Source organism: Gemmatimonadaceae bacterium (genome assembly GCA_020846935.1).
GTDB lineage: Bacteria > Gemmatimonadota > Gemmatimonadetes > Gemmatimonadales > Gemmatimonadaceae > RBC101.
In genome coordinates this window covers 66,373-88,320 of sequence record JADLCY010000010.1, presented here as the reverse complement: position 1 = coordinate 88,320, position 21,948 = coordinate 66,373, and the positions used below count along the sequence as shown (strand labels likewise).

Here is a 21,948-nt window from a genome sequence, read left to right as displayed (position 1 = left end):
GGGTGTCGACCGCACTCACCGGGCGCGCGAGCGTGCGCCGCGTCGACTCTGCGAGTACCTTCCAGCAACTCACGGGCGCCGGCGACCCCCGGGCCTGACGACCCCAAACGCCGGAATCCATGCCACGTCCCCAGCGCCGTGAGGAGATCCTCGGCCAGGAGCTGCCGCCTCAGCTTCCGCTCATGGCGCTTCGCTCGACGATCGTCTACCCGCTCGGCACCATCGCCGTCCAGATGGGAGCCCCCGAGAACCTCGCGCTGCTCCGGGCAAACGAAGACCCGGGGCTCATCGTCGCCCTCGTCGTCACGGGCGGAGACGCCGAAGATCCGGTCGAGAACCAGCGGTTCGTGGGGCGCGTCGGCGTGGCGGCCCGCGTGCACGAGCGCATCAATCTCCCGGGCGACACCGTGCAGATCACGCTGCAGGGCTTGCGTCGCATCTCGATCGAGTCGATCGAACAGGAGGCGCCCTACGTGATCGCCGGGGTTCGACCGGCGCGGGATCTCCCCGCCGATCCGAACGACCTGGACGACCTCGTCGCGCGCATCGTGTCGGCCGCCGAGACGCTCGCCGATCTCGTGGAGCGCATCCCGGACGAAGTGCCACAGATCCTGAAGATGAACGTGTCCGACCCCGGGCGGTTCGCCGACCTGGCGGCCACGAACATGAACTTCCGGATCTCGGACAAGGACGAGGTCCTCCAGCGCCTCGACATCGGGCAGCGGCTGCGCTTCATCCTGTCGCGCCTCGAGCGCGAGGTAGCGCGCGCCCGCGTGATGGAGGACGTGAAGAAGCAGACCGAGGTCAAGATCGAGCAGCACCAGCGCGAGTTCTACCTGCGCCAGCAGCTGCGGGCGATCCAGGCCGAGCTGGGCGAAACCGACCCCGGCGAGAAGGAAGCGATCGAGCTGCTCAAGAAGGTCGACGAGGCCAGGCTCCCGGAGCGCGTGGGGCAGGAGGCGCGACGCGAAACGGAGCGGCTGCGCATGCTCTCACCGGCGTCGAGCGAATACCAGGTGATCCGCAACTATCTCGACTGGATCCTGTCGCTGCCGTGGCACAAGCGCTCGGGCGACGAGCAGATCGAGCTGGCCCGGGTGGAGCTGGCGCTCGAGGGCAAGCACTACGGACTCAACGAGGCGAAGGAGCGCATCATCGAGTTCCTGGCGGTGCGCAAGCTGCGTGGCGGCGACCCGCACGGCCCGATCCTCTGTTTCGTCGGCCCGCCGGGGACAGGAAAAACGTCGTTAGGCGAGGCCATCGCGACGTCCATCGGCCGGTCCTTCTATCGCATCGCGGTGGGTGGCGTGCGTGACGAGGCGGAAATCCGCGGCCATCGGCGCACCTACGTGGGCGCGATGCCCGGGCTCCTCATCCAGGCCCTGCGGCGCGTTGGACTGCGCGATCCGGTCCTGATGATCGACGAGATCGACAAGATGTCCGGCGGCGGCGCTTCCGGCGACCCGACCGCCGCGATGCTCGAAGTGCTCGACCCGTCGCAGAACCACGACTTCGTCGATCACTACCTCAACCTCCCGTTCGACCTCTCGTCGGTCCTGTTCATCTGCACGGCGAACAACCTGTTCGACATCCCGGCACCGCTGCGCGATCGCATGGAGGTCATTCGCATCGCCGGGTACACAGTCGAAGAGAAGGTCGAGATCGCGTGGCGCTACCTGATCCCGCGCCTGCTGGAAGAACACGGCATCACCGACAAGGACATCCAGTTCACCGACGAGGTGCTGGGCTTTGTATCCAGCAGGTATTCGCGTGAGGCGGGGCTGCGCAATTTCGAACGCAACCTCGCCGCCATCATGCGCAAGCGGGCGCGTCGCAAGGCCGATGGCGAGGAGGGCGCGTGGGTCGTGGACAACGCCCTTGTCGAACACCACCTCGGCGTGCCGAAGCACGCGATGGAGGAGGCGGAAAAGGAACCGGAGATCGGCACAGTCACCGGGCTCGCCTGGACGTCACTGGGTGGTGACATCATGACGATCGAGGCGCTGCGCATGCCCGGCAGCGGCAAGCTCACGGTCACCGGGCAACTCGGCGACGTGATGCGCGAGTCCGTGGATGCGGCGCTCTCGTTCGTGCGGTCCCGCGCCGACGCGCTCAACGTGGGCGATCGCGAGTTCAAGGAAACGGACTTCCACATCCACTTTCCTGCTGGCGCAGTGCCCAAGGATGGGCCGAGTGCCGGTGTCGCCGTCACGCTCGCGCTGGCGTCGGTGCTGAGTCGCCGACCGGTGCGGCGCGACGTGGCGATGACGGGCGAAGTGACCCTGCGTGGCCGTGTGCTCGAGATCGGCGGCGTGAAGGAAAAGACGCTCGCGGCGTATCGTGCCGGCCTGCGCGAGGTGATCCTGCCGGCGGGCAACCAGAAGGACCTGCGCGACGTGCCGGAGGAGGTGCGCAAGAACATGGCGTTCACGTTCGTGAGCGCCATGGACGAGGTGCTTCGCCACGCCCTGCTGCCCCGGGTGACGCCGGAGATCGTGGATGTGGCGCCGGAGGCCACCACCGAGGCGCGTGAGCCGCGATCGGGGGGTCGCGCCGACACGCACACCCCAGCGCCCTGACGCGACGCCGGTGGCCCATGAATTCGCGCGCGCCACTGAGCGCGGTTGGGCGCGAGGCCGGTGCCCTGACGTGACGCCGGCGGCCCCACCAGCTCGCGCGCACTGCTGAGCGAGGTCGGGCGCGTACCCGGCGCCCCGGCACGGTACGGGCCGCGGCGCTCAGAGCAACTTCTGCAGCAGGTAGAGCGCCATCCCCGCGAGCCCACCCACGATCGTCCCGTTGATGCGGATGAACTGGAGGTCGCGGCCGATGGCAAGCTCGATGCGCTTTGAGGTGGCGACGGGATCCCAGCGCTTCACGGTGCTTGCGATCAACTCACCGACTTCGCTCTGGTAGCGTTCGACCACGGCCACGACGCCCTCGATGAGCCAGGCGTCGAGCTTCTCCATGAGCGCAGGGTCGCGGAGCACGGCCTCGCCGAACGCGGTGAGTCCTTTCTGGATCGCCTCCGGCTTGAAGCCCTCCGGGTCGTCGGCGTAGCGGGCGATCGCCGCCTTCACGTCAGCCCAGATGGACGCGCTGAATCCACGAACCGCCTGCGCGTCCAGCACGTCCGACTTGATCTGCTCGGCCTTGAGGATGACCGCGGGCGAGGCCTGCAGCTTGACGATGAACTCGTCCAGCGCCGCGTCGAATCGGAGTCGCAACGGATGGTTGGGGTCCTCATGGACCGCCTGCATCGTGCGTTCCAGGCCGGTGACGATCTTCTTCGCGATACGATCGTCAAAGACCCCGGGGACCCACCACGGGCTCTCGTTTTCCACCCGTTCGCGGATCAGGTCCTGGTTCTCGGAGAGGAACTTCGCGGTCAGCCGGATGGCGTCGTCCAGCAGCGCCTGGTGCCGGTTGTCGGCGGTGAGTACCGACAGAAACCGGCCGATGAGCGGCGCCGCCTGGGTGGCCTGCACGCGCCCCACGACGGTCCGGGTGATGACGTCTTCGACGTCTTCGTCGCGCAACACGTTGGCCGCCGCGGAGAGCGAGCGGGCGATCTGCCTGGCGATCCGGCGGCCGTTGTCCGGCTCGATCATCCAGCGCGCGACCCGCTCGGCCGCGTTCAGCGAGTGCAGCTTGGCGACGATGACATCGCGGTTGAGGAAGTTGCGCTCGACGAACGTGCCCAGCGTGACGCCCACGCGGTCCTTTCGCGCCGGGATGATGGCCGTGTGCGGGATGCGCAACCCCAACGGGTGCTTGAAGAGCGCGGTCACCGCGAACCAGTCCGCAAGCCCGCCGATCATCGCGGCTTCGGCGGTCGCCCGTACGATGTCGAGCCAGGGAAAGCGCGGTTCGAGCCACAGCGTAACGAGGAACACGACCGTGGCACCGACGAGGAGCCCGGTGGCCCAGCGCTTCATGCTCGTCAGGCGCGCCTGTCGGAGCGCTTCGTCGTCGGGTCGCAGCGGCTGCGGTTCTGACAGCGCTCGCGGGTCGGGCGCAGGACGAAGGCCGCGGGACGCCCCGGCAGGTGTGGCGGGGGCGAGCGGCGCTGGCTCCGCCTGCACGCGTGGGGTGAGGCCGGAGTCCACGCGGCCTACTCCTCGAGCTTCACCTTCGCGAGGTCGATCACGTCGGTGCTCGATCCGGCGGGAACGTCGACAAACAGCACGCAGGGCCGGCCGCCAACCTCGACCGCCGTCAGGGCGATGGTGCGCCCACGTGTGGTCCAGGTACGTCGCGTTCCCGACGACACTCCCGGCCTCAGGTCGTCAAAGCGCTTGAGCAGAGCGGTGTCGATCAGATCGACGAACTCGGCCGCGTCGACGGCCGTGTCCCACACGGTGAGCCAGGCGAGTCCGTCGCCGCGGCCGGTGGTGAATGACACGAAGCGGTCGCCGTCCCAGCCCGCTGCCCCTCGGTAGGCCGCGTCGCGGTCCTTGAGGTGCTGGAAGAGGAAGAGGCGCGTCTCGAACTCGCCGAGGTCGTTTTCGTAGGCCTCGCCGCCTGAAACCGGAGGCAGCGTTACCGTGGTGGGCACGTCCCGGTTCAGGAAGAACCGATCCTCGTGCATCACCTGTTCGGTCGACTGCGGCATGTTGCCGAACGGCAACGCGCCACCGTTCTTCTCCTTGAAGTTCCGCATGAACTCCGCGCCACTCAGGTAGGGAAAGAGCAGCGTCTCCTGAATGAGCATCGGCGCGCCCGCGAACACGGGCATGGCCCCCTGGCTGCCACGGATCACCTCGCGCACGCGGTCCCAGCCGCCGGGGATGTTCGCGACCGCGGTACCGCTGCCCAACATGCTGGCCAGTTGCTCGAGGGTCGCCTGCCCCTCGATCACGGCCTGGGCGGCGACCTGTCGGTCGTTGTGGCGCTTGATCTTTCGGAGCGAATCGAGGTCGAAGTACTGATCCTGCAGCGCGTGGACCAGCTCGTGCGACACGGTCACCGACACCATGTCGTCGGAGGCGCCCTGCACGATATAGAGGACCTTGGTCGCCGGATCGTAGAACCCGGCCACCTGCTCGGTGAGCAGCGTCAGCATGAACCGCTTGAGGTCCAGCGTGTCGGGAATGAGTCCAAAGCGCTTGTAGGCGCGTTCGCTGCCTCGGAGATCCTCATCAGGCACCTCGGTGGCGAACTGCGACTCGAGAAACTTCCGGACTTCCTCCTTCGAGCGCATCTCGAACTTTGGCGGCGTCTTGAACGGGACGCCGATGCTTTTCTCCAGGCGAGGCACGGCCGCCGACACGCGATCGGCGACCGGAGTCTCCCGGCGCTCGCGGCTGCACGCGCTGAGCGCGGCAAGGATCAACACCGTGGTCAGGCGCGTCACTCGGTCCACCTCACGGTCTGGCCCGTCGCGACGGCGACCACGCGGGCCACGTCGGTCGCGCGCACGTACACGCCGTCGCGCTGAAGGATGTCGGTCAGCAACGGCGACGCGGGCACCACCAGTGGTGTCGGCGCCACCTGCACGACCGGAGAGACGGCCACGCTCGTTCGAGCGGGCGGCGGATCATCGGGCCCGCCGGCGATGATCGCCTCGAGCTCTGCTCCAAACTGCTGCAGCGCGGCAAAGCCGTCGCGGGCGAAACGGCCGAGCGAGTCTTCTTCGCCTTCCGGCGCGGCGATCGGTTCCACGGAGGGTGCAGGATTCTCCGCCGGGCGCACTTCATGCACCCGAAGACGGCGGGCGCGGCGGGCGGCCTGTATGAGCGCTTCGGCCTCCACCGAGTAGCTCGTCGTCGCCTGCACATGCGCGCAGGCCTCATCGAGCGCATCGATGGCGCGATCGGGCCGGCGCCGATCCTTCACGTGTTCGTCGGTGAGTGTCACGCTCGCGCGGAGCGCCTCGGTGCTGATGATCACGTGGTGGTGCCTCTCCAGTCGCTCACGGCGCGCCTCGAGCACGTCGATGGTTTCCTCCGACGTCAGCTCGCGCACGATCAGGCGCTGGAAGCGACGTTCGAGGGCGGGGTCGCCCTGGATCCACCGTTCGTACTCCTCCGTGGTGGTGGCGCCAATGACACGGAAGTCGCCGCGCACGAGGGCCGGCTTGAGCATGTTGGCGGCGTCCATGGCCACACCGAGTCCGCTTCCCTGGCCAATGAGGTTATGCAGCTCATCGATGAACAGCACGACGTCCGGATCGGCCGACGCCTCCGCGACGAGCGCCCGGATGCGTTCTTCGTATTGTCCCCGATACGCGGTCCCGGCCAGGAGCGCCACGTGATCGAGCGCGAGGATCCGCGCGGATCGCAACATCAGTGGGACGCCGTTGGCGAGCAGGCGTTGGGCGAGTCCTTCGGCGATGGCGGTCTTCCCCACACCGGCAGGCCCCACCAGCGCCGCGTTGTTCTTGCCGTGGCGCAGGAGGATGTCCATGAGGCGCGCGATCTCCTCGTCGCGGCACCGCACCGGTTCGAGCCGTCCGGCGGTCGCCTCGCGTGTCAGGTCCCGCGTGAATCGCGCCAGGGCCCCGGTGACCGGTCGCCCCAGATCCACTTCACTCATCACCCGGTCACCATGCGGTTGAGGTACCAGGAAATCAACTCATCGCCCCACAGGAGCGCGACCACCGCCGCAGGCGCGAGAAAGACCCCGAACGGCACGTGCGGGAGGCTCTGCCCCGCGGCGGCGTCTGTCCCCTCGACATCGGCGGGGGCCGTCCCGGCCGGCGCCCTACGAAGGCGCACAACGGGATAGACGACCAGGGCGAATGCCGCCGCGCCTAACGCGGCGCCCAGGAACAGCACCAGCAGCGCTCGACCCGGCCCAACCGCGCCGCCCACGACCGCCATCAAGGTGACGTCGCCAAAGCCCATGGCCTCCTTCTTGAGCGCTACCTCACCCAGCCAGCCAATGATCGAGACGGCGCCGGCACCTGCGCACGCTCCCACAATGGCCGCCCACGGGCCGGCGAAAGGCGAAGGCTCGAGCCGGAACCCCGCGACGAGCGCGGTGACGAGCACGAACACCAATCCGCTCACTGTGAAGCCGTCAGGGATCAAATAGTGCTTCGCGTCCGTGATCGCGATGCCGAGGAGGATCGTCACGAACACCGCCACTCTCACCCCGGTCAGCCCCAGACCAAACTGGTACACGCTCGCCGCCCAGACGATGCCCACGATGAGCTCGACCAGCGGATACTGGACCGAGATGCCCAACCCGCAGCCACGGCACTTCGCGCGCAGGAGGATCCAGCTCAGGATCGGCAAATTGTCGTACCACGCGATCTCCCGCTTGCATTGCGGACAGCGCGAGCGCGGCTTCACGACGGACAGCTCGGCAGGCCAGCGCGCGATACACACGTTGAGAAACGATCCGATGCAGGCGCCGAGCACGAACGCCCACGCGATGAGAAAGGCCGGACTCACGGTTGGAGCACCCAGAGCAGAATACCGGCCGCCACGGCAACGTTCAGGGACTCCGCATCACCGCGCATCGGCAAGGCCACGAACCGCGAGGCCATCGCACGCACCGCCGGGGTCAGTCCCGCGCCCTCATTGCCGACGGCGATCGCGAGGCGGGGAGGCGCCGGGGTGTCCTCCAGCGGCGCACCAGCCACGTCGGCGCACCACAGGGGACACGACGCGCGCGTCAGGAACGCCGAAAGCTCCTCCAGGCTCGCCGAGAGGGCATGGTGTCGAAAGAGGGATCCCATTGCGCTCCTGACGACCTTGGCGTTCCACAGGTCAACCGTGCCGGGCAGGGCGACCGAACCATCGAGACCCAGCCCGTGCGCGGTGCGAACCAGTGTCCCCACGTTGCCGGGGTCCTGAACGGCGTCGATCACGAGCAGGCGGAGCGGGGTGCGATCGACGAGGTCGGCCAGCGAGCGCCCTGGAACGCGTGCGATCGCGAGAATGCCCTGAGGTGACTCGGTGGCTGCCGCGCTCGCGAACTCCCGTTCCGTCACGTCGCTCACCGTCAGGCCCCGCACCTCCAGGTCGGCGCGCAATCGCGCTCCGCGTGGGGCATCCATGAGCTGTGGCGCGCAGAGCACGCCGTCGATCGTCAATGGGGAGGCGAGCAGCTCCTCGACCGCGCGCACACCCTCGGCCACGAAGAGTCCGTCACGGTCCCTTGCCTTTCGGCGCGACAGATCACGCGCGCGCGTCAGAATGCGCATCGAATCCTGGCCAGTGGGGGTATCATCCTGTGGAATCTACGTCCGGCCACTGGTCACCGTTTCGACGGGAGCACCCGACACCGCTGATGAGCACGTCCGACATGCTGCGCCACACGAGAAGAAACACCCTGCGGTTCGCGATCCGCATGCTGCGAGGCAGTGTCGCCGCGGGCACTCTCGCCCTCGCCGGTGCGTGCGCCGTCTCCACCCAGCAGGAGGTGGAACTGGGTCAGAACTACAGCGCCCAGATCAACAAGCAGCTCAAGCTCATGAAAGACGCGGAGATCGTCAGATATATCAACCTGCTTGGTGATTCCATCGCCCGCGTGGCCGACGATCGGTCGCTCGATTGGAGCTTCTTCGTCGTCGACAGCCGCGAGGTCAACGCATTCGCGGTGCCGGGGGGATTCGTCTACGTGAACCGCGGCCTCATCGAGCGAACGACGAAGATGGACCAGCTGGCCGGTGTCCTCGCACATGAGATCGGGCACGTCACGCAGCGACACTCCGTGAAACAGATGCAGGCGGCACAGCGCGCCAACGCGGGCCTCACCCTGGCGTGCATCCTCACAAACGTGTGTGAGTCGCAGATGGCAGGCGCGGCGGTGCAGATCGGTGGTGGGCTCGCGTTCGCGGCGTTTTCGCGAGGCGACGAGGCGGAGTCGGACAAAGTCGCGGTGCAGTACCTGCTGCGCGCCCGCATCGACCCGCGGGGGATCCCGGAGATGTTCCGCATCCTGCTGAAGGAGCGTGAGTCGCGACCGAGCGGTCCGGACGCCTGGTTCCGAACCCACCCGCTCGAGGAAGATCGCGTGCAGGCGACCGAAGCCGAGATTGCCCGGATTCCTCCGGCGCAACTGCGTGGTCTCTCCACGGATTCCGAGCGGTTCCAGCAGTTCAGGCGCCGGGTGGCGGCAGGGTAGGTCGCGGCCCGAGGTGTCCTTTGGTGAGCCCGATACGTTTGGCGGACGTAACCGTCATCACGGCAGGTGCCGGGCTGAAGCGGTTTCGTTGGAACGTGGCCGGAGGCACGGGCGGGCGACGGCGCAGGCCGCCGCGCGTGGGCAGCGGGACGCAGGGTCGTCCTGGTGGGCATGGCAGCTGACACCGCAACCCGCGTTTCCCGAACCTTCTCACGACTGAACGTCGGACGCACCTGGATGTCTGCTACGCCGCACTCTTTCGGATTCTGACCTCAACCGATCGCTCGATGACACTCTTTCGGTGCACACTGCGCGTGCTCATGACCGCCGGCTGCTTCGCTTCCGCCCTCGCCACGGCAGAGGCGACCGCACAGACACCGCGGCCCGTGGCGGTGGGTATCGCGGTTGGAGCAACGATGCCGATTTCGGAGTTCGCGGATGACACCAAGGCCGGCTACCACGGCGCCGCGTTCCTGCAGTACGAACCGGCACGCGGCATCTGGGGCGTGCGCGGCGAGGTTTCGTATCATCGGTCCGACTTCACCGACGAGGCGCTGGCCGATGTGGGCGCGCCCCCGGGAGCCGACATCATTAACAGCGTCACGCACGTCGGGGCGACCGCGCTCCTGATCGGTGGCAACCGTGGACGATCGGTCACGCCGTACGCGCTGGCGGGTCTCGGCATGTATCGCGTGAGCGTCAGCGCTTCGAGTGGTGCGTTCTCGCTGAGCGCCGCGGAGAACGGGTTCGGATTCAACGGGGGCGCCGGGATGCGTATCGGCCGCGGGGCCGGCGTGTTCATCGAGGCGCGTTACCACCAGTTCTCGATCACCGCCGAGGACGAGAGCGGCGCGGACATCAAGTCCACGTACAAGATGATCCCCGTGACGGTGGGCGTTCGCTTCTAGCGACTCGCGGCGGCCGTCCCACGGCGTGCGACGCGGCGCACTGCGGGGGTTGCCCATTGTGCGAAGCAATGAGGCATCGGGCTCGCGCTGAAGCTCTTCGCGCTTCTTGTCGAGTGCGGCGAGGGCCGGGGCGCACGAGCCCGTGTGCCGTCGCGTGGTGGGCGTGATGCGCGCGGTGTCGTCTGAGTCGTGGGCGTGACGCGAACGGCGTCGTCTGAGTGGCAGGCGTGATGCGAGCGAGGTCGTCCGCCCTACAAGCGCTGAACCGCAGCGATCACGAGTTCCTCAAAGGCGCGCGCCGCGGCACGGGTGACGGCGATCACATCCGCGTGGTCGACCTTCACGGGCGCGAGCCCGGCAGCCGGGTTGGTGATGCAGCTGACCGCCGCCACGCGTAATCCCATCGCACGCGCCACGAGCACTTCGCTCACCGTGGACATGCCCACCGCGTCGATGCCAAAGCGCTCGAGCATCCGCACCTCGGCCGGCGTCTCGTACGCGGGGCCCGTGAGGCCACCATACACGCCATCTTCGAGCGAAATGCCCTGCTCCGTTGCAACGTCGTGCAGCAGCGCGCACAGCGTCGGATCGAACGGCGTGGACATATCGGGAAACCGGTGGTCACCCGACACGAGCGCACCGATGAGCGGGCTGTCGAACGTGAGGTTCAGCTGGTCCCGCACGAGCATCAGCTGACCAGGACGAAGACTGCGCCGGACACCACCAGCCGCGTTGGACAGCAGCAGCACACCGGCACCCAGCGCGTGTGCAACCCGAATGGGGAACGCACTCTGCGCCGGCGTATGCCCTTCGTAAACATGGAATCGGCCCGCGAAGGCGAGCACATCGCGACCACCGAGCATGCCGTGAATGAGCGCCCCTTCGTGTCCAGCAACCCCCGACGGCGCGAAGCCGGGGATATCCGCGTACATGACGCGCCGGGCATCGTCGATGCGGGCCGCAAGCCCGCCGAGCCCGGACCCGAGGACGATCGCGGCAACGGGGCGCCGCACGGGGCCTCGCTCGCGAATCCGCTCGACCGCGGCCGCGACACTCATGCGCGCAGGGCCTCGATGTCGGCCCGGGCGCGCGCGAGCAGCGCCTCGCGCTCCGGGCCGGCGATGAACGCCGACTCGAATCCATTGAGCGCCATCTTCGCCAACTCGTCGAACGTGAAGCCGAACGTGCTCGCCGCCACCTGGTACTCGTCGACCAGGTTCACGCCGCTCATCAGCCGGTTGTCGGTGTTGAGCACCACCGTGAGACCCGCGTCAAAGTAGCGGCGCAGCGGATGATGCTCGTACGACTCGGTGGCGTGGGTCTGCACGTTGCTCGTCAGGCAGATCTCGAGAGCCACGCCGGCGTCGCGCGCTTCGTGCACGAGCGCCTGGTCCTCGACGAGACGGGTGGCGTGGCCGAGGCGATGGGCGCGGCAGGCGTGCATCGCCTGCGCCACCGAGCCAGCGCCGTCGCCCTCGCCGGCGTGGCAGGTGCATGCCACGCCGTGGGCCTGCGCGTACGCAAACGCCGGCGCGTGTGTCGCGGCCGGGTTGCCGGCTTCGCCACCCGCGAGATCGAACCCTACGACCCCGCGGCCATGATACGCCACTGCGAGGCGCGCCAACTCCATGGATGTCTCGAGCGGCAGGTGTCGCAGGCTGGTCACGATCACGCGGCCCACGATGCCGTGCTCACGCTCGGCGCGATCCAGCCCTCGGACGGCGGCTTCGATGGTCGCCCCGAGCTCGAGACCCTTGAGCGTGTTGAGGATCGGTGCAAAGCGGGTCTCGATATACCGCACGCCTTCGCGCGCTGCATCCTCCGCCAGCTCGAACGCCACCCGCTCGATCGCATCAGCCGTTTGCATCACCGAGAGCGTCACGTCGAAGCGCGCGAGGTAGTCTTCGAGGTTCCTGGCATCGCTCACCAGCATGTAGGTCGCGAGCGCTTCGGCGTCATCGCGGGGCATGCGCACGCGATGGTCGCGCGCGAGCTCCAGCATGGTGCCGGGTCGCAGCGACCCGTCGAGGTGGCAATGCAGTTCGGCTTTTGGGAGTCGCTCGAGCAGCGTGCGCGTGAGGACCGGGCTGCTCACGCGTCCGACGCCTCGCGCACGCGCCCGCTCACCACCCGGAAGATCGCGCCGCCATACACCGGGGCGTCGTCGGGCACGTGCAGCCCGCGACTGTCGGTGAGCGCGCGCGATCCGCTGCGCACCGCATCAGCCAGTCCCGGATCGAGGAGGCGCACGGCCTCGACAGCGGTGCTCATGGCGGGGGCATCAACCCCCTTGCCGTTCACGTAGACTCGGACGCTCGTCATTCAGGTCGTCGGATGAAGCGCGGACCGTCAGGCGGGGCAACGGGCTGCGGGAGTTGCTTCAGATAGTTGGCCAACGCGTCGCGATCGAGCACCCCGGTCGACTCGATGCGGCCGTCGAGTCCGAGTCCGTCGCCACCCTCGGCAAGGAAGTCGGTCATGGCCACGCGATAGGTGCCGGCGGCGCCCACCGCCCGCCCGTCGTCGAGCACCGCGCGAACCACCCGTGAACCAACGGGGCGCGACGTGTCGACCTCAACGCGGACTCCGCTCAGATGGAACGAGGTGGACGTGCTGCCGGCCAGGCGCTCCAGGTACGCGAGCAGCGCCGCACCATTCACCGTGACGCGAACGATCATGTTGTCGAACGGCTGCACCTGGAAGGCGTCGCCATACGTCATGGGGCCGGCGCGCAGATCCTGCCGCACGCCGCCGCGGTTCATGACCGCCACGTCGGCCCCTGCCGCCCAGCGTTGCGCGTCCGCCACGAGGTCACCGAGTCGCCCCGCGTCCCCGCGGCGCATGACCTCGCGCAATGTCGCGACCGGCACGGCAAAGCGCGCGCGGACGACGCTCGCCGCCTGCTCGACGAGCGCCCCGATCACCGGATCGGCCGGCTGCGAGTCAGGTCGCACGTTGCGCAGGGCGCGATGCACTTGGCCGTTGGTCCCGCGGATCGGGATGTCGATGATGCCGATCGCCGTCCCGCGTTGCCAGGCCTCGGTGAGCGCGACGCCCCCGACCTGGGTGACCGCCGCCTGGTGGGTGTGGCCGGCCACGAAGGCGTCGACGAGTCCGTTCAGCTGTGGCAGGAGCGTGATCGCCTCGCCGGTGCAGCGCGAGCGCGTCTCGCGATCGCACGACGCGCCGAGGTGCGCCGCCACGACGACCACGTCTGCGCCCCGCGCGCGCAGCGCACGGGCGCGCGCGATCACCGGCCCGGCCGGATCGACGGCCGTCATCCCCTTGAGGTTGGACGGTCGCTGCACGCGCGTCAGCTCGGTGGTGGTCACGCCGATCACGCCCACGCGCGCCGAGCCAAGGTCGATCAGGGTGTCGTCCGGGATCCACGACACGTCGCGGCCGAGCGAGTCGACCACGTTCGCAGCCAGGATCGGGTAGCGCGCCTCACGCATGCGGGCGCGCAGGGTGTCCTGGCCCCAGTCGAGGTCGTGGTTGCCTAACGCCGCGGCGGCGAGGCCGAGCCGATTGAAGATCTCCACCACGGATCGACCGAACGTCGTGTTCGATGCCGCCGTGCCCTGCCACTGGTCTCCTCCATCGACCCACAGGCTCACGCACGCCGGCGCGACGCATTCGGCGCGCGCGGCAAGGATCGCGGTCGCCAGGGACGCCGCACCACCGCGCATGATGCCCTCAGCACCCGGGTCCTGCGGCTCGAGCGCGCCGTGAAAGTCGTTGGTCCCGATGACGCGCACCCATTGCCCCGACCTGAGGTGCGCCGCGGCGTCCGCTGCCACGGGACGCGAGGGCCCCGTCGCGCGATCGAACGGAAGGGCCCGCATCGCGCGGTACGCCGTTCCCTCCACGCCATCAGGCGCGAGGCGCCAGTTCACGACATGGTAGTCCTGAGGTCGCAAGGTGCCGCGCGCACGCACCTCGGCGATGAGCAGATCCCGGATCTCTTCCTGCGTCTCGAACACGACCGGCGCGCCGTGCAGCATCGCAAAGCCGCCGCCGCCCGCCTGCCGATAGTTGTTCAACGCGAGCGTGAACGAATCGGCAGCGACGACCGGGCGCCCGCGCACGCTCAGCGCCGTGACGCGCTGCCCGACCGGCTTCGACAGGTCCAGCACGTAGTCCGCACCGGAAACGATGTCGAAGTTGAAGCCGGGGATCGACGGGTCGACGAGCGCGCTGCCGGCCGCGGGCGAGCCCAGCTGTCGATAGTAGCGCGCGGAGAACTCGAGGTACTCGCGAAGCTGACGGCCGGTGATGCGGATGGCGCGCAGCGTGTTGTCGTATGGGTAGAGTCGTGCGACTTCGGCGATCGTGACGGGGCCGGCGTCGAGCGACGCGTTGAGATCGAACGCCGCGCTCGAGGACAGGTCGGCGCCGCTCGCCTTGCGCTGGACCTCGTTGATGAAGTCGATGAGTGGCGTGTCCTTGACTCGCGCCGAGTCGGCCGACCAGGCGACGGGCGTCGAGCCCAGCGTCGTGTTCACCCAGGCGACGGTGGCGCGGTGTGTGCGCTCCACCGCGGCCACGACGGCGGGATGCTCGGCGTGCCCCGCCGCGCGCACCACCTGGCCGCGACGGGCGGTGACGCGCCAGCCGGCTCGGGCGCGCTCCAGCGAGAGCGTGGCGACACCGACCGAGGTGGCCCAGTTGCGCGGCTGCATCAGCAGCACACCGTTGACCGTCGTGTCCGCGACCTCGCGGTGCGAATGGCCGAACACGACGAGGTCGATACCGCGCACTTCGCGAGCGACGCGGGCCGCGACGTTCTCCGACGGAAGGTGCGTGGCCACGGTGTCGTAGCTGCTCGCCTCCCCAAGCCCCGAATGCATCACGACCACGACGACCTGCGCGCCGCGGCGGCGGACGTCGGCCACGGCGCGCCGCACGGCCGGCACGATGTCGGTGATGCGGAGGCGACCGGTGAGGTTGTCACGATCCCACACGTTGGCCCCGGGGTTGGTGGCGCCCACGATGCCCACGCGTACACCCGCGCGAGTGACGATGCGTGAGGGCGCAAAGCGCGGACCGAGCCGGCGCTCACGCCCCGGCACCTCAACATTGGCGGCGAGAAAGGGAAACTCCGCCTGCCGAATGGCCCGCCGCAGGTGCGGCAGTCCGTAGTTGAACTCGTGATTGCCGACGGCCGCCGCGTCGTACCGCATGACGTTCATGGCCGCGATCACCGGATGCACGCCCAGGGTGTCGAGGCGATCAGCCACGTAGGTCAGGGGATTGCCCTGCAGCAGGTCGCCCGCGTCGACGAGCACGACCCGGCCAGGGTTCGCGGCACGCACCGAGTCGACGATGGTGGCCGCGCGCGCGAGCCCGCGCGCGCTGTCCGGGGCATCCGCGTAGTAGTCCCAGCCGCGGAGCCTCCCGTGGACGTCGGTCGTCGCCGCGACCACGAGGTCCATCCGCTGCTGCGCCGTTGCACTCGACGCGACGAGCAGCAGGCCCGCGAGGATCAGTGAGGCACGCATGGGCGAAACGTAGCGGTCGCATCGAGCACGCGGGAGGCGCGATTGACGAGAGGCAAGTGGCGCGAGAGCTTGCACTTACGAAACCGCGCCGCCCGCCAGCCACCCGCAGATACAGGACCGTGACACGCCTGCCGCTTCCCTTCGATCCTCCAGCAACCGACACTGCAGCGCTTCGGCGAGCGCGTCCCTCGGCATGACGCGCCCCCTCGTGGTGGGAATCGCGGGAGGGACGGGGTCCGGCAAGTCCACCGTCGCGCGAAAGGTCGCCGAGATGCTGCGCCGGGCTTCGGTCGCGTTCATCGACATGGACGCGTATTACCACAACTATGCGCACCTGCCGATCGAAGAGCGTCGCCACCTCAACTGGGACCATCCTGACCGCCTCGATCTCGAACTGTTCATCCGTCACCTCGAGCACCTGCGCGCCCGACAGCCAGTCGACAAGCCGGTCTACGACTTCGTGACGCACACGCGATCTCCGCACACGGTTCACGTGGCCGCGGCCGACGTGATCGTGGTCGACGGCATCCTGCTGTTCAGCGACGAACGGACCCGCGCGCTGTGCGACGTGAAGGTGTTTGTCGATGCGGATGCCGACATCCGGCTGGCACGGCGCATCCGTCGGGACATGGGGCGACGCGGGCGTCCGCTGCCCGAGATCCTGGAGCAGTACCTGTCGACCGTGCGTCCGATGCACCTCCAGTTCGTCGAGCCGAGCAAGCGGTATGCGGACGTCATCGTGCCGGAGGGCGGGCACAATCCGGTCGCCATCGAGATGATCGCCGCACAGGTGCATCGGCGCCTGGAACATCGTTCGCCATGACGCCGCCCCCGACCGGCGAGCGCATCCTGGTCGTCGACGATGAACCGGACATCGTGGCGCTGGTCGTGTTTCATCTCGTGAAGGCGGGCTACCACACCTCCACGGCGGCAACCGGGCCGGCGGCGCTCGCGGTTGCGCGACAGGATGCGCCGTCGCTCATCGTCCTCGACCTGATGTTGCCTGGGATGTCGGGGTTCGAGGTGCTCGAGGCACTCCGCGCCGACGTGGCCACGCGGGATGTGGCGGTGCTGATGCTCACCGCGCGGCGCGAAGCACCGGACCGCATCCGCGGGCTCTCGCTCGGTGCGGACGACTACCTCACCAAGCCGTTCTCGCCGCAGGAGCTGGTCCTTCGCGTCGGGGCGATCCTTCGGCGGGTGCAGCAGGCGCGTCCGCTGGCCAACGACACGTTGCAGGTCGGCCCGATCCGGATCGAGCGTGCCGCGCACCGGGTGACCGTGGACGGTGCCGGGGACGTGGAGCTCACGCCGACCGAATACCGGCTGCTCCTGACGCTGGCCGAGCGACGCGGCCGGGTGCAGGCGCGCGGCCTGCTCCTCGAGACCGTGTGGGAGGCGGCCCCGGACATCCAGACGCGCACGGTCGACATGCACGTGCAGCGTCTGCGGAGCAAGCTGGGGCCGGCCGGGGACCTGATCGAGACCGTGCGCGGTTTTGGCTACCGATTGGCAGCGTCCCAACCACGGAGTGCGTGAAGCTTTCGCAGCGGCTCCTCGCCGGTTTTCTCGTCGTGATCGTCGTCCTGGTCGCGCTCGTGGTCATGAGCGTCGACCGGCGACTGCGGAATCGGCTGCTGGCTCAGGCAGGCGCCGGGCTCATCCGCGAGGCCCGACAGCTGGGCGCGGCGTGGCAGCCCGGGATGGACGCCGACTCGCTCGCCGACGCCCATGGAGCGCTGCTTGGGCATCGCGTGACGCTGGTGGACACCGCGGGGCGTGTCGTCGGCGATTCCGAGTTCGAGCGCGCCGCGCTCGCGCGGCTCGAGGACCACTCGCAGCGTCCCGAAATCGTCGCCGCGCACGTGAGTGACACCGGGACCGCGGTGCGCGCCTCACGATCGGCGGGCGATCGCGAGATCTACGCCGCGGTGCGGCACCCCATGGGCGTGGCGCGCGTTTCGCTCTCCACCGCGTCGCATGGGCAACTCGTCAGGCAGGTGCAACGCGACGTGGTGTCGGCTGCCCTGCTGGCCACACTCGTCGCGATCGCCCTGGCCGCGCTCTTTGCGCGCTCCGTGTCGCGGCCCATCCTCCGTCTGCGCGACGACGCACAGGCGATGGCCGGCGGCGACCTCCAGCGCCGCCCGTCGCTGGCGGCACCCGGCGAGGTTGGTGAACTGGCCCGCGCGTTCCATCGCCTGGCCGAACAGCTCACGGCCCGACTCGCGGCACTGGAGGCGGATGAAGCGCTGCTTCGCGCCGTGTCCGATTCGTTGAGCGAGGGCGTGGTCGCGCTGGACGCGCGGCAGCAGGTGCTTCACCTGAACGATGGCGCGCGCGAGTTGCTGAGCGTGCATGACCGCCTGCCCTTTTCGGCGGATCGACTTCCGCGCGATCGACTGCTGCGCGACGCGCTCCTTGCGGCGATGGCCGGGACGGCCACGGACGACGTAGAGACACGGCTCAACAACCGGATCGTGTCACTCACCGCGAGGCCGCTGGCCGGCGGCGGCGCGGTGCTCGCGCTGTTCGACGTGACGCCGATCCGAAGGCTCGAACGCATGCGACGCGACTTCGTGGCGAACGTGTCGCACGAACTCAAGACGCCGCTCACGGTCGTCAGCGGGTTCGCCGAGACGTTGCGCGACGACTCCATCCCCGCGGCGCAGCGCACGCAGTTCGTCGAGACCATCCTCAGCAACACGCAGCGCATGCAGCGGCTGGTCGATGACCTGCTCGACCTGTCGCGCATCGAGTCCGGTGGATGGCGACCACATCCGACTGACGTTGACGTCGAGGCGATGGCGCTGGAGGTGCTGGCCGGCATCGCCGAGGACGCGCGTGGCAAAGGGCTCGACCTGCGACACGACGTGCACGAGGGAGCGAAGCATCTCCGTGTCGACGCCGTGGCGCTGCGTCAGGTGCTGGCGAATCTCGTGCACAATGCGCTGCGCCACACCACCGCGGGCTCGATCACCGTATTCGCCGAGCCCGCGTCGTCAGGCGGGATCATCGTGGGCGTGCGCGACACCGGGGCCGGGATTTCCGCGGAGCACCTGCCCCGGGTGTTCGAGCGCTTCTACCGCGCGGATGCCTCGCGCTCCCGTGCGGAAGGCGGCACCGGGCTCGGTCTCGCAATCGTGAAGCACCTCGTGGAAGCGCACGGCGGGCGGGTAGCGGCCGAGAGCACCGTGGGCGAGGGCACGACGGTGCGAGCGGAGTTGCCCCGGGCGTGACACGAAGCCGCGGGAGTGCATGTGCCTCGCGTAGGGCCAGAACGATGTCGCGACGGCTGCCCCCCCCGCTCTCTGCCCGTCGTCTCGGCGAAAGACGGGCCCAGTGTGGGGGAATTCAGACCCAGGGAGCGCGGCGGTGGGCGAGCGTCGGAGCGAAGCGCTAAAACTTCCAGTTGTACCCCACCCGGACGACCTGCGTCTCCGCGTAGTCCGTGCTCACCATGCGGAAGTTCGATCCGCGGATCGTGCGCCTCACCTGCATCGTGTTCAGCAGGTCCGTCCCGTTCACCACGAGCTCGCCCCTGCCCCGCTGCACGCTCTTCTTTGCCCCGAGGTCGAGGCCATAGCGGCTGCCGACGCGACCCTGCGGAAGGAGGTCCGGCGCGAGCCACGTGCTGGCCACCTGCACCTGCCACACGAACGGAAGCTCCGTCGTGGCGTTGACCTTCACGCTGCCTGACGTGAGCTGAGCGCGCGGCGCCGAATACGGCACGGGCACCGGGTAGCGGTTGACGACGGTGAAGGCACCGACGGTGCGCCGATAGGCATTGCCGTTGGCCGTGAACGACAGCTTCGACGACACCACGCGTTGCCAGGTCAGCTCAGCGCCCGTGCTCCAGCTGCGTCCCGCGTTCTGGAAGACGTTGTAGAGCAACGGGCTACCCGGCGCCTGCGTGGCGATGCGGGTGATCGTGCCATCGACGATCCGGTGATAGGCCGCGGCGTACACGCTGCCCATGGCATGCGACGTTTTGTATCCGACCTCCGCCGACGTGGAGTACTGCGGCTGCAACGCGGGATTGCCGACCTTGATCAGTTCGGGCTCGTCGTACTTGGGGAAGATGCGAATATCGACCTCGTTTGGCCGATCGACGCGGCGGTTGAAGAACACCGACAGCTTGTTGGAGCCGTCGAACTTCCACGCCGCGCGCACGTTCGGGAACGGCTGGAAGTAGCGGTAGCCATCACTCTTGTAGGTATTGTGGTTGGGGTTCACGTCGTAGTTCACGTGCACGTTCTCGACCCTCAGGCCGCCCTCGAGCTCGAGGCGATCTGCCTCGTAGACATAGTTGGCGTACAGCGCCGGAATCGTCTCACGGTAGTCGGCCCAGCCACCGGCCCCGCTGTCGATGGGCGAATTCTGTCCCGGGAAGAAGCGCATGTTCACCGGGATCGAACGATAGCGGCCCTTGAAACCAGCCTCGACGCGTCCCTGCCGCAGCGGCTTGACATAGTCGGCGTTGAGGTCCACGACGTGTTCGTCGGAGAGCAGCTTGAACGCGTCCTTGCCGACGAACGCGGGCAGTGTGTTGGTGAAGAAGTACTTCTCGTCCTCGCGGTGGAACGAATAGTTGCTGGTGAACGTCAGCGTGTGTCCGGGCTGCGGATACCTGTGGACGAGGGACGCGGTCGCGAACGCGGTGTACTTGATCTCGTCCTCGAGGAACTGCCACAACCGGTATCGATTCTGCAGCGACCCGTCGAAGTACGGGTTGTCGCCGTGATCGATGATCGTCTCCTTGTTGAAGAGGCCGGAGACGGTGAGCGTGTTGTGTGTGCGGAACGTGTGATCGACACCCGCATTCAGCGTCGCGTAGTCCGTGCGCCGGTTGCGCTTGATCTGCTGGGTGATGACCCTGCCGTCGTCGTACGTGCGCGTAGCAAACTCGTTCTTGTTGAGCGTGGGCGAGTGCAGCCAGTCGGCCTGCATGAACGTGTTTGTTTCGCCGCTCCGGTAGTTGAGCGACAGCGACGGGTTGAGCTTGGGCGTTCCCCGGTATTGGGGACGGATCGTCGGGAGGTTCTCCCTGCGCACCCAGAGTGCGCCCGCACCACCCATCATCCCGATCCTTCCATTGAAGCCGTCCTGATCCTCCTTCTTCAGCACGAGATTGATGATGCCGGCGCTGGCGTTGGCGTCGTACCGCGCCGACGGGTTGTTGATGATCTCGATGCGTTCGAGGGCGGACGCGGGCAGGTTGTCGAGGCCACTCTGGGAGCCGAAGCCGGTCAGCGCCGTCTGCTTGCCGTCGATCAATACCAGCACCTTGTCGCTGCCGCGCACCAGAACCTTGCCGTCCTGACCGATCGTGACCCCCGGAACGATGGCCATGGCCTGGAGGACGGAGCCGCCGGCCTGGCTGATGTTGCCGGAAATGGAGAAGGTCTGGCGGTCCATCGTAGCCGCCATTGCGTCTGCCTCGCCGGTGACCGCGATGCCTGCGAGCGTCTGGGGCTCCCTCGTCATCGCAATGGCGCCCAGGTCGAGGAACGGGCTCAGTTCACCGACGAGGACACGTTGACGGATCGGGCGGTAGCCCAGCGATCTGACGAGCAGGACGTAGGAACCCGGGCGTACTCCCGCGAACGAGAAGGCCCCGTCTTCGGTGGTGAGTCTGCCCGCGACGAATGAACTGTCCTTCTCGAGCAGGAGCTGCAGCGGAAGGAACGGTAACGGCGCTCTGGTCTGCGCGTCTTCGACCCTCCCGGACAGCGTGGCGCCGCCACTGGGGGCCTGTCCGATTGCGTTCGACGTGATGCTCAGCGACAGGAGGGCGGAGCCCAGGAAGCGAAGCGGCAACATGAAACGGAAATGAGTTGGGTGGAGGCGCATGCCGACGAAGGTTAGTCGCCCCCGCGGGGCCCGCGCACGTCTCCCGCCCAGCTCGTCCACGGGCGCCGGGAATGCCGCGCGCAGCACCGAGTCCTTCGACGTACATGCCACCATGTCGCAACACGAACACCGACGGGGCGTTCACGGGAGCCTCATCCACCTCTGACCCGGCTCCGCCGCCGTCCTCGGGTTCCGACCCCGCGGCGAACTGCGCCCGAGCCGGGCTGCCGGTCTTCTCGGCCCAGCGGGTCGCAGGCGCTGGAGTCGTCCTCGGCGTCTTGCACGACTGCCTCGTGCGCATACTGTTGACGCACCCAGGTGGCGAATGTCCCAGGCCGCGCATTCGTCGGTCGCTTTTGCTCGTGAGCCGCACCCAGGAGCACGTCGCTGACCTTGCAACGAACATCGGCGAAGTCGCCGTCTTCCTCGCAGAAGGAACGTCGATCAAGCATCGCGTCGAGGTCGACACCGGCGCCGCTGCCCCGGGCAGCGAGTGAACGTCCCGCGAGCGCGAGGGCAGGCACAAGGCTCGCCGCGATCGACATCGGTTCGCACTCGGTCCGCCAGATCATCGCCGACGTCTTCCCCGACGGGCAGATCCGCATCGT

Annotated in this window: 16 protein-coding genes; 6 read left to right on the top strand and 10 right to left on the bottom strand. The window is 68.3% G+C overall.

The window, feature by feature from the left end; genetic code table 11:
* Nucleotides 1–119: 119 nt before the first annotated feature.
* Nucleotides 120–2,579, top strand: a complete 2,460-nt coding sequence (lon, locus tag IT361_11690) for an endopeptidase La (GenBank protein ID MCC6318341.1) — start codon at nt 120–122, stop codon at nt 2,577–2,579.
* A gap of 159 nt (nt 2,580–2,738) precedes the next feature.
* Here the strand turns inward: lon and IT361_11685 are convergent, their stop codons facing one another.
* From IT361_11685 to IT361_11665, 5 genes are read right to left on the bottom strand one after another with little or no spacing between them, the layout of a single operon-like run.
* On the bottom strand, nt 2,739–4,109 hold the full coding sequence (locus tag IT361_11685; GenBank protein MCC6318340.1) for a DUF445 family protein: 1,371 nt from the start codon (nt 4,107–4,109) through the stop codon (nt 2,739–2,741).
* Between the two features lie 5 nt (nt 4,110–4,114).
* Nucleotides 4,115–5,356: a hypothetical protein gene (locus IT361_11680; protein MCC6318339.1), complete on the bottom strand. Its 1,242-nt coding sequence runs from the start codon at nt 5,354–5,356 to the stop codon at nt 4,115–4,117.
* A complete protein-coding gene (locus tag IT361_11675) occupies nt 5,353–6,537 on the bottom strand; it encodes an ATP-dependent Clp protease ATP-binding subunit (GenBank protein ID MCC6318338.1) in 1,185 nt (394 codons plus the stop codon). The genes IT361_11680 and IT361_11675 overlap by 4 nt, the downstream gene beginning before the upstream one ends.
* Nucleotides 6,537–7,400, bottom strand: coding sequence for a prepilin peptidase (locus IT361_11670; protein ID MCC6318337.1), 864 nt, complete (start codon nt 7,398–7,400; stop codon nt 6,537–6,539). Before IT361_11670 ends, IT361_11675 begins: the two co-directional genes overlap by 1 nt.
* Nucleotides 7,397–8,155 carry an RNA methyltransferase gene (locus IT361_11665; GenBank protein ID MCC6318336.1) on the bottom strand — a complete coding sequence of 253 codons (759 nt, stop codon included), beginning with the start codon at nt 8,153–8,155 and terminating at the stop codon, nt 7,397–7,399. Before IT361_11665 ends, IT361_11670 begins: the two co-directional genes overlap by 4 nt.
* A gap of 86 nt (nt 8,156–8,241) precedes the next feature.
* Here IT361_11665 and IT361_11660 point away from each other — a divergent pair, with 86 nt between their 5' ends.
* Together IT361_11660 and IT361_11655 are read left to right on the top strand one after the other, a co-directional pair.
* Nucleotides 8,242–9,078: a M48 family metalloprotease gene (locus tag IT361_11660; GenBank protein ID MCC6318335.1), complete on the top strand. Its 837-nt coding sequence runs from the start codon at nt 8,242–8,244 to the stop codon at nt 9,076–9,078.
* Between the two features lie 287 nt (nt 9,079–9,365).
* Nucleotides 9,366–9,986: an outer membrane beta-barrel protein gene (locus IT361_11655; GenBank protein ID MCC6318334.1), complete on the top strand. Its 621-nt coding sequence runs from the start codon at nt 9,366–9,368 to the stop codon at nt 9,984–9,986.
* A 251-nt stretch (nt 9,987–10,237) separates the two neighbouring features.
* On the opposite strand, the gene IT361_11650 is transcribed toward IT361_11655, so the two are convergent.
* Genes IT361_11650 through IT361_11635 form a run of 4 tightly spaced genes read right to left on the bottom strand, consistent with a single transcriptional unit; the run spans nt 10,238 to nt 15,487 of the window.
* Nucleotides 10,238–11,044 carry a purine-nucleoside phosphorylase gene (locus IT361_11650; GenBank protein ID MCC6318333.1) on the bottom strand — a complete coding sequence of 269 codons (807 nt, stop codon included), beginning with the start codon at nt 11,042–11,044 and terminating at the stop codon, nt 10,238–10,240.
* Nucleotides 11,041–12,081 (bottom strand): adenosine deaminase, encoded by a 1,041-nt coding sequence (add, locus tag IT361_11645; protein ID MCC6318332.1) that lies wholly within the window; start codon nt 12,079–12,081, stop codon nt 11,041–11,043. Before add ends, IT361_11650 begins: the two co-directional genes overlap by 4 nt.
* Nucleotides 12,078–12,308, bottom strand: coding sequence for a hypothetical protein (locus IT361_11640; protein MCC6318331.1), 231 nt, complete (start codon nt 12,306–12,308; stop codon nt 12,078–12,080). Before IT361_11640 ends, add begins: the two co-directional genes overlap by 4 nt.
* A complete protein-coding gene (locus IT361_11635) occupies nt 12,305–15,487 on the bottom strand; it encodes a 5'-nucleotidase C-terminal domain-containing protein (protein MCC6318330.1) in 3,183 nt (1,060 codons plus the stop codon). The genes IT361_11640 and IT361_11635 overlap by 4 nt, the downstream gene beginning before the upstream one ends.
* A gap of 193 nt (nt 15,488–15,680) precedes the next feature.
* On the opposite strand from IT361_11635, the gene udk reads away from it, so the two are divergent.
* Genes udk through IT361_11620 form a run of 3 tightly spaced genes read left to right on the top strand, consistent with a single transcriptional unit; the run spans nt 15,681 to nt 18,726 of the window.
* Nucleotides 15,681–16,310: a uridine kinase gene (udk, locus tag IT361_11630; GenBank protein MCC6318329.1), complete on the top strand. Its 630-nt coding sequence runs from the start codon at nt 15,681–15,683 to the stop codon at nt 16,308–16,310.
* A complete protein-coding gene (locus IT361_11625; GenBank protein ID MCC6318328.1) occupies nt 16,307–17,026 on the top strand; it encodes a response regulator transcription factor in 720 nt (239 codons plus the stop codon). Before udk ends, IT361_11625 begins: the two co-directional genes overlap by 4 nt.
* Complete coding sequence (locus IT361_11620) at nt 17,023–18,726, top strand: HAMP domain-containing protein (GenBank protein ID MCC6318327.1); 1,704 nt, start codon at nt 17,023–17,025, stop codon at nt 18,724–18,726. Before IT361_11625 ends, IT361_11620 begins: the two co-directional genes overlap by 4 nt.
* 160 nt (nt 18,727–18,886) lie before the next feature.
* On the opposite strand, the gene IT361_11615 is transcribed toward IT361_11620, so the two are convergent.
* Complete coding sequence (locus tag IT361_11615; protein MCC6318326.1) at nt 18,887–21,310, bottom strand: TonB-dependent receptor; 2,424 nt, start codon at nt 21,308–21,310, stop codon at nt 18,887–18,889.
* Nucleotides 21,311–21,948: the final 638 nt, after the last annotated feature.

Excerpts from the sequence above, each read along its gene's own strand:
- lon (MCC6318341.1), top strand. The coding sequence starts at position 120 with ATGCCACGTCCCCAGCGCCGTGAGGAGATCCTCGGCCAGGAGCTGCCG.
- IT361_11675 (MCC6318338.1), bottom strand. The coding sequence starts at position 6,537 with ATGAGTGAAGTGGATCTGGGGCGACCGGTCACCGGGGCCCTGGCGCGA.
- IT361_11665 (MCC6318336.1), bottom strand. The coding sequence starts at position 8,155 with ATGCGCATTCTGACGCGCGCGCGTGATCTGTCGCGCCGAAAGGCAAGG.
- IT361_11660 (MCC6318335.1), top strand. The coding sequence starts at position 8,242 with ATGAGCACGTCCGACATGCTGCGCCACACGAGAAGAAACACCCTGCGG.
- IT361_11655 (MCC6318334.1), top strand. The coding sequence starts at position 9,366 with ATGACACTCTTTCGGTGCACACTGCGCGTGCTCATGACCGCCGGCTGC.
- IT361_11650 (MCC6318333.1), bottom strand. The coding sequence starts at position 11,044 with ATGAGTGTCGCGGCCGCGGTCGAGCGGATTCGCGAGCGAGGCCCCGTG.
- IT361_11640 (MCC6318331.1), bottom strand. The coding sequence starts at position 12,308 with ATGACGAGCGTCCGAGTCTACGTGAACGGCAAGGGGGTTGATGCCCCC.
- IT361_11635 (MCC6318330.1), bottom strand. The coding sequence starts at position 15,487 with ATGCGTGCCTCACTGATCCTCGCGGGCCTGCTGCTCGTCGCGTCGAGT.
- udk (MCC6318329.1), top strand. The coding sequence starts at position 15,681 with ATGACGCGCCCCCTCGTGGTGGGAATCGCGGGAGGGACGGGGTCCGGC.
- IT361_11625 (MCC6318328.1), top strand. The coding sequence starts at position 16,307 with ATGACGCCGCCCCCGACCGGCGAGCGCATCCTGGTCGTCGACGATGAA.
- IT361_11615 (MCC6318326.1), bottom strand. The coding sequence starts at position 21,310 with ATGTTGCCGCTTCGCTTCCTGGGCTCCGCCCTCCTGTCGCTGAGCATC.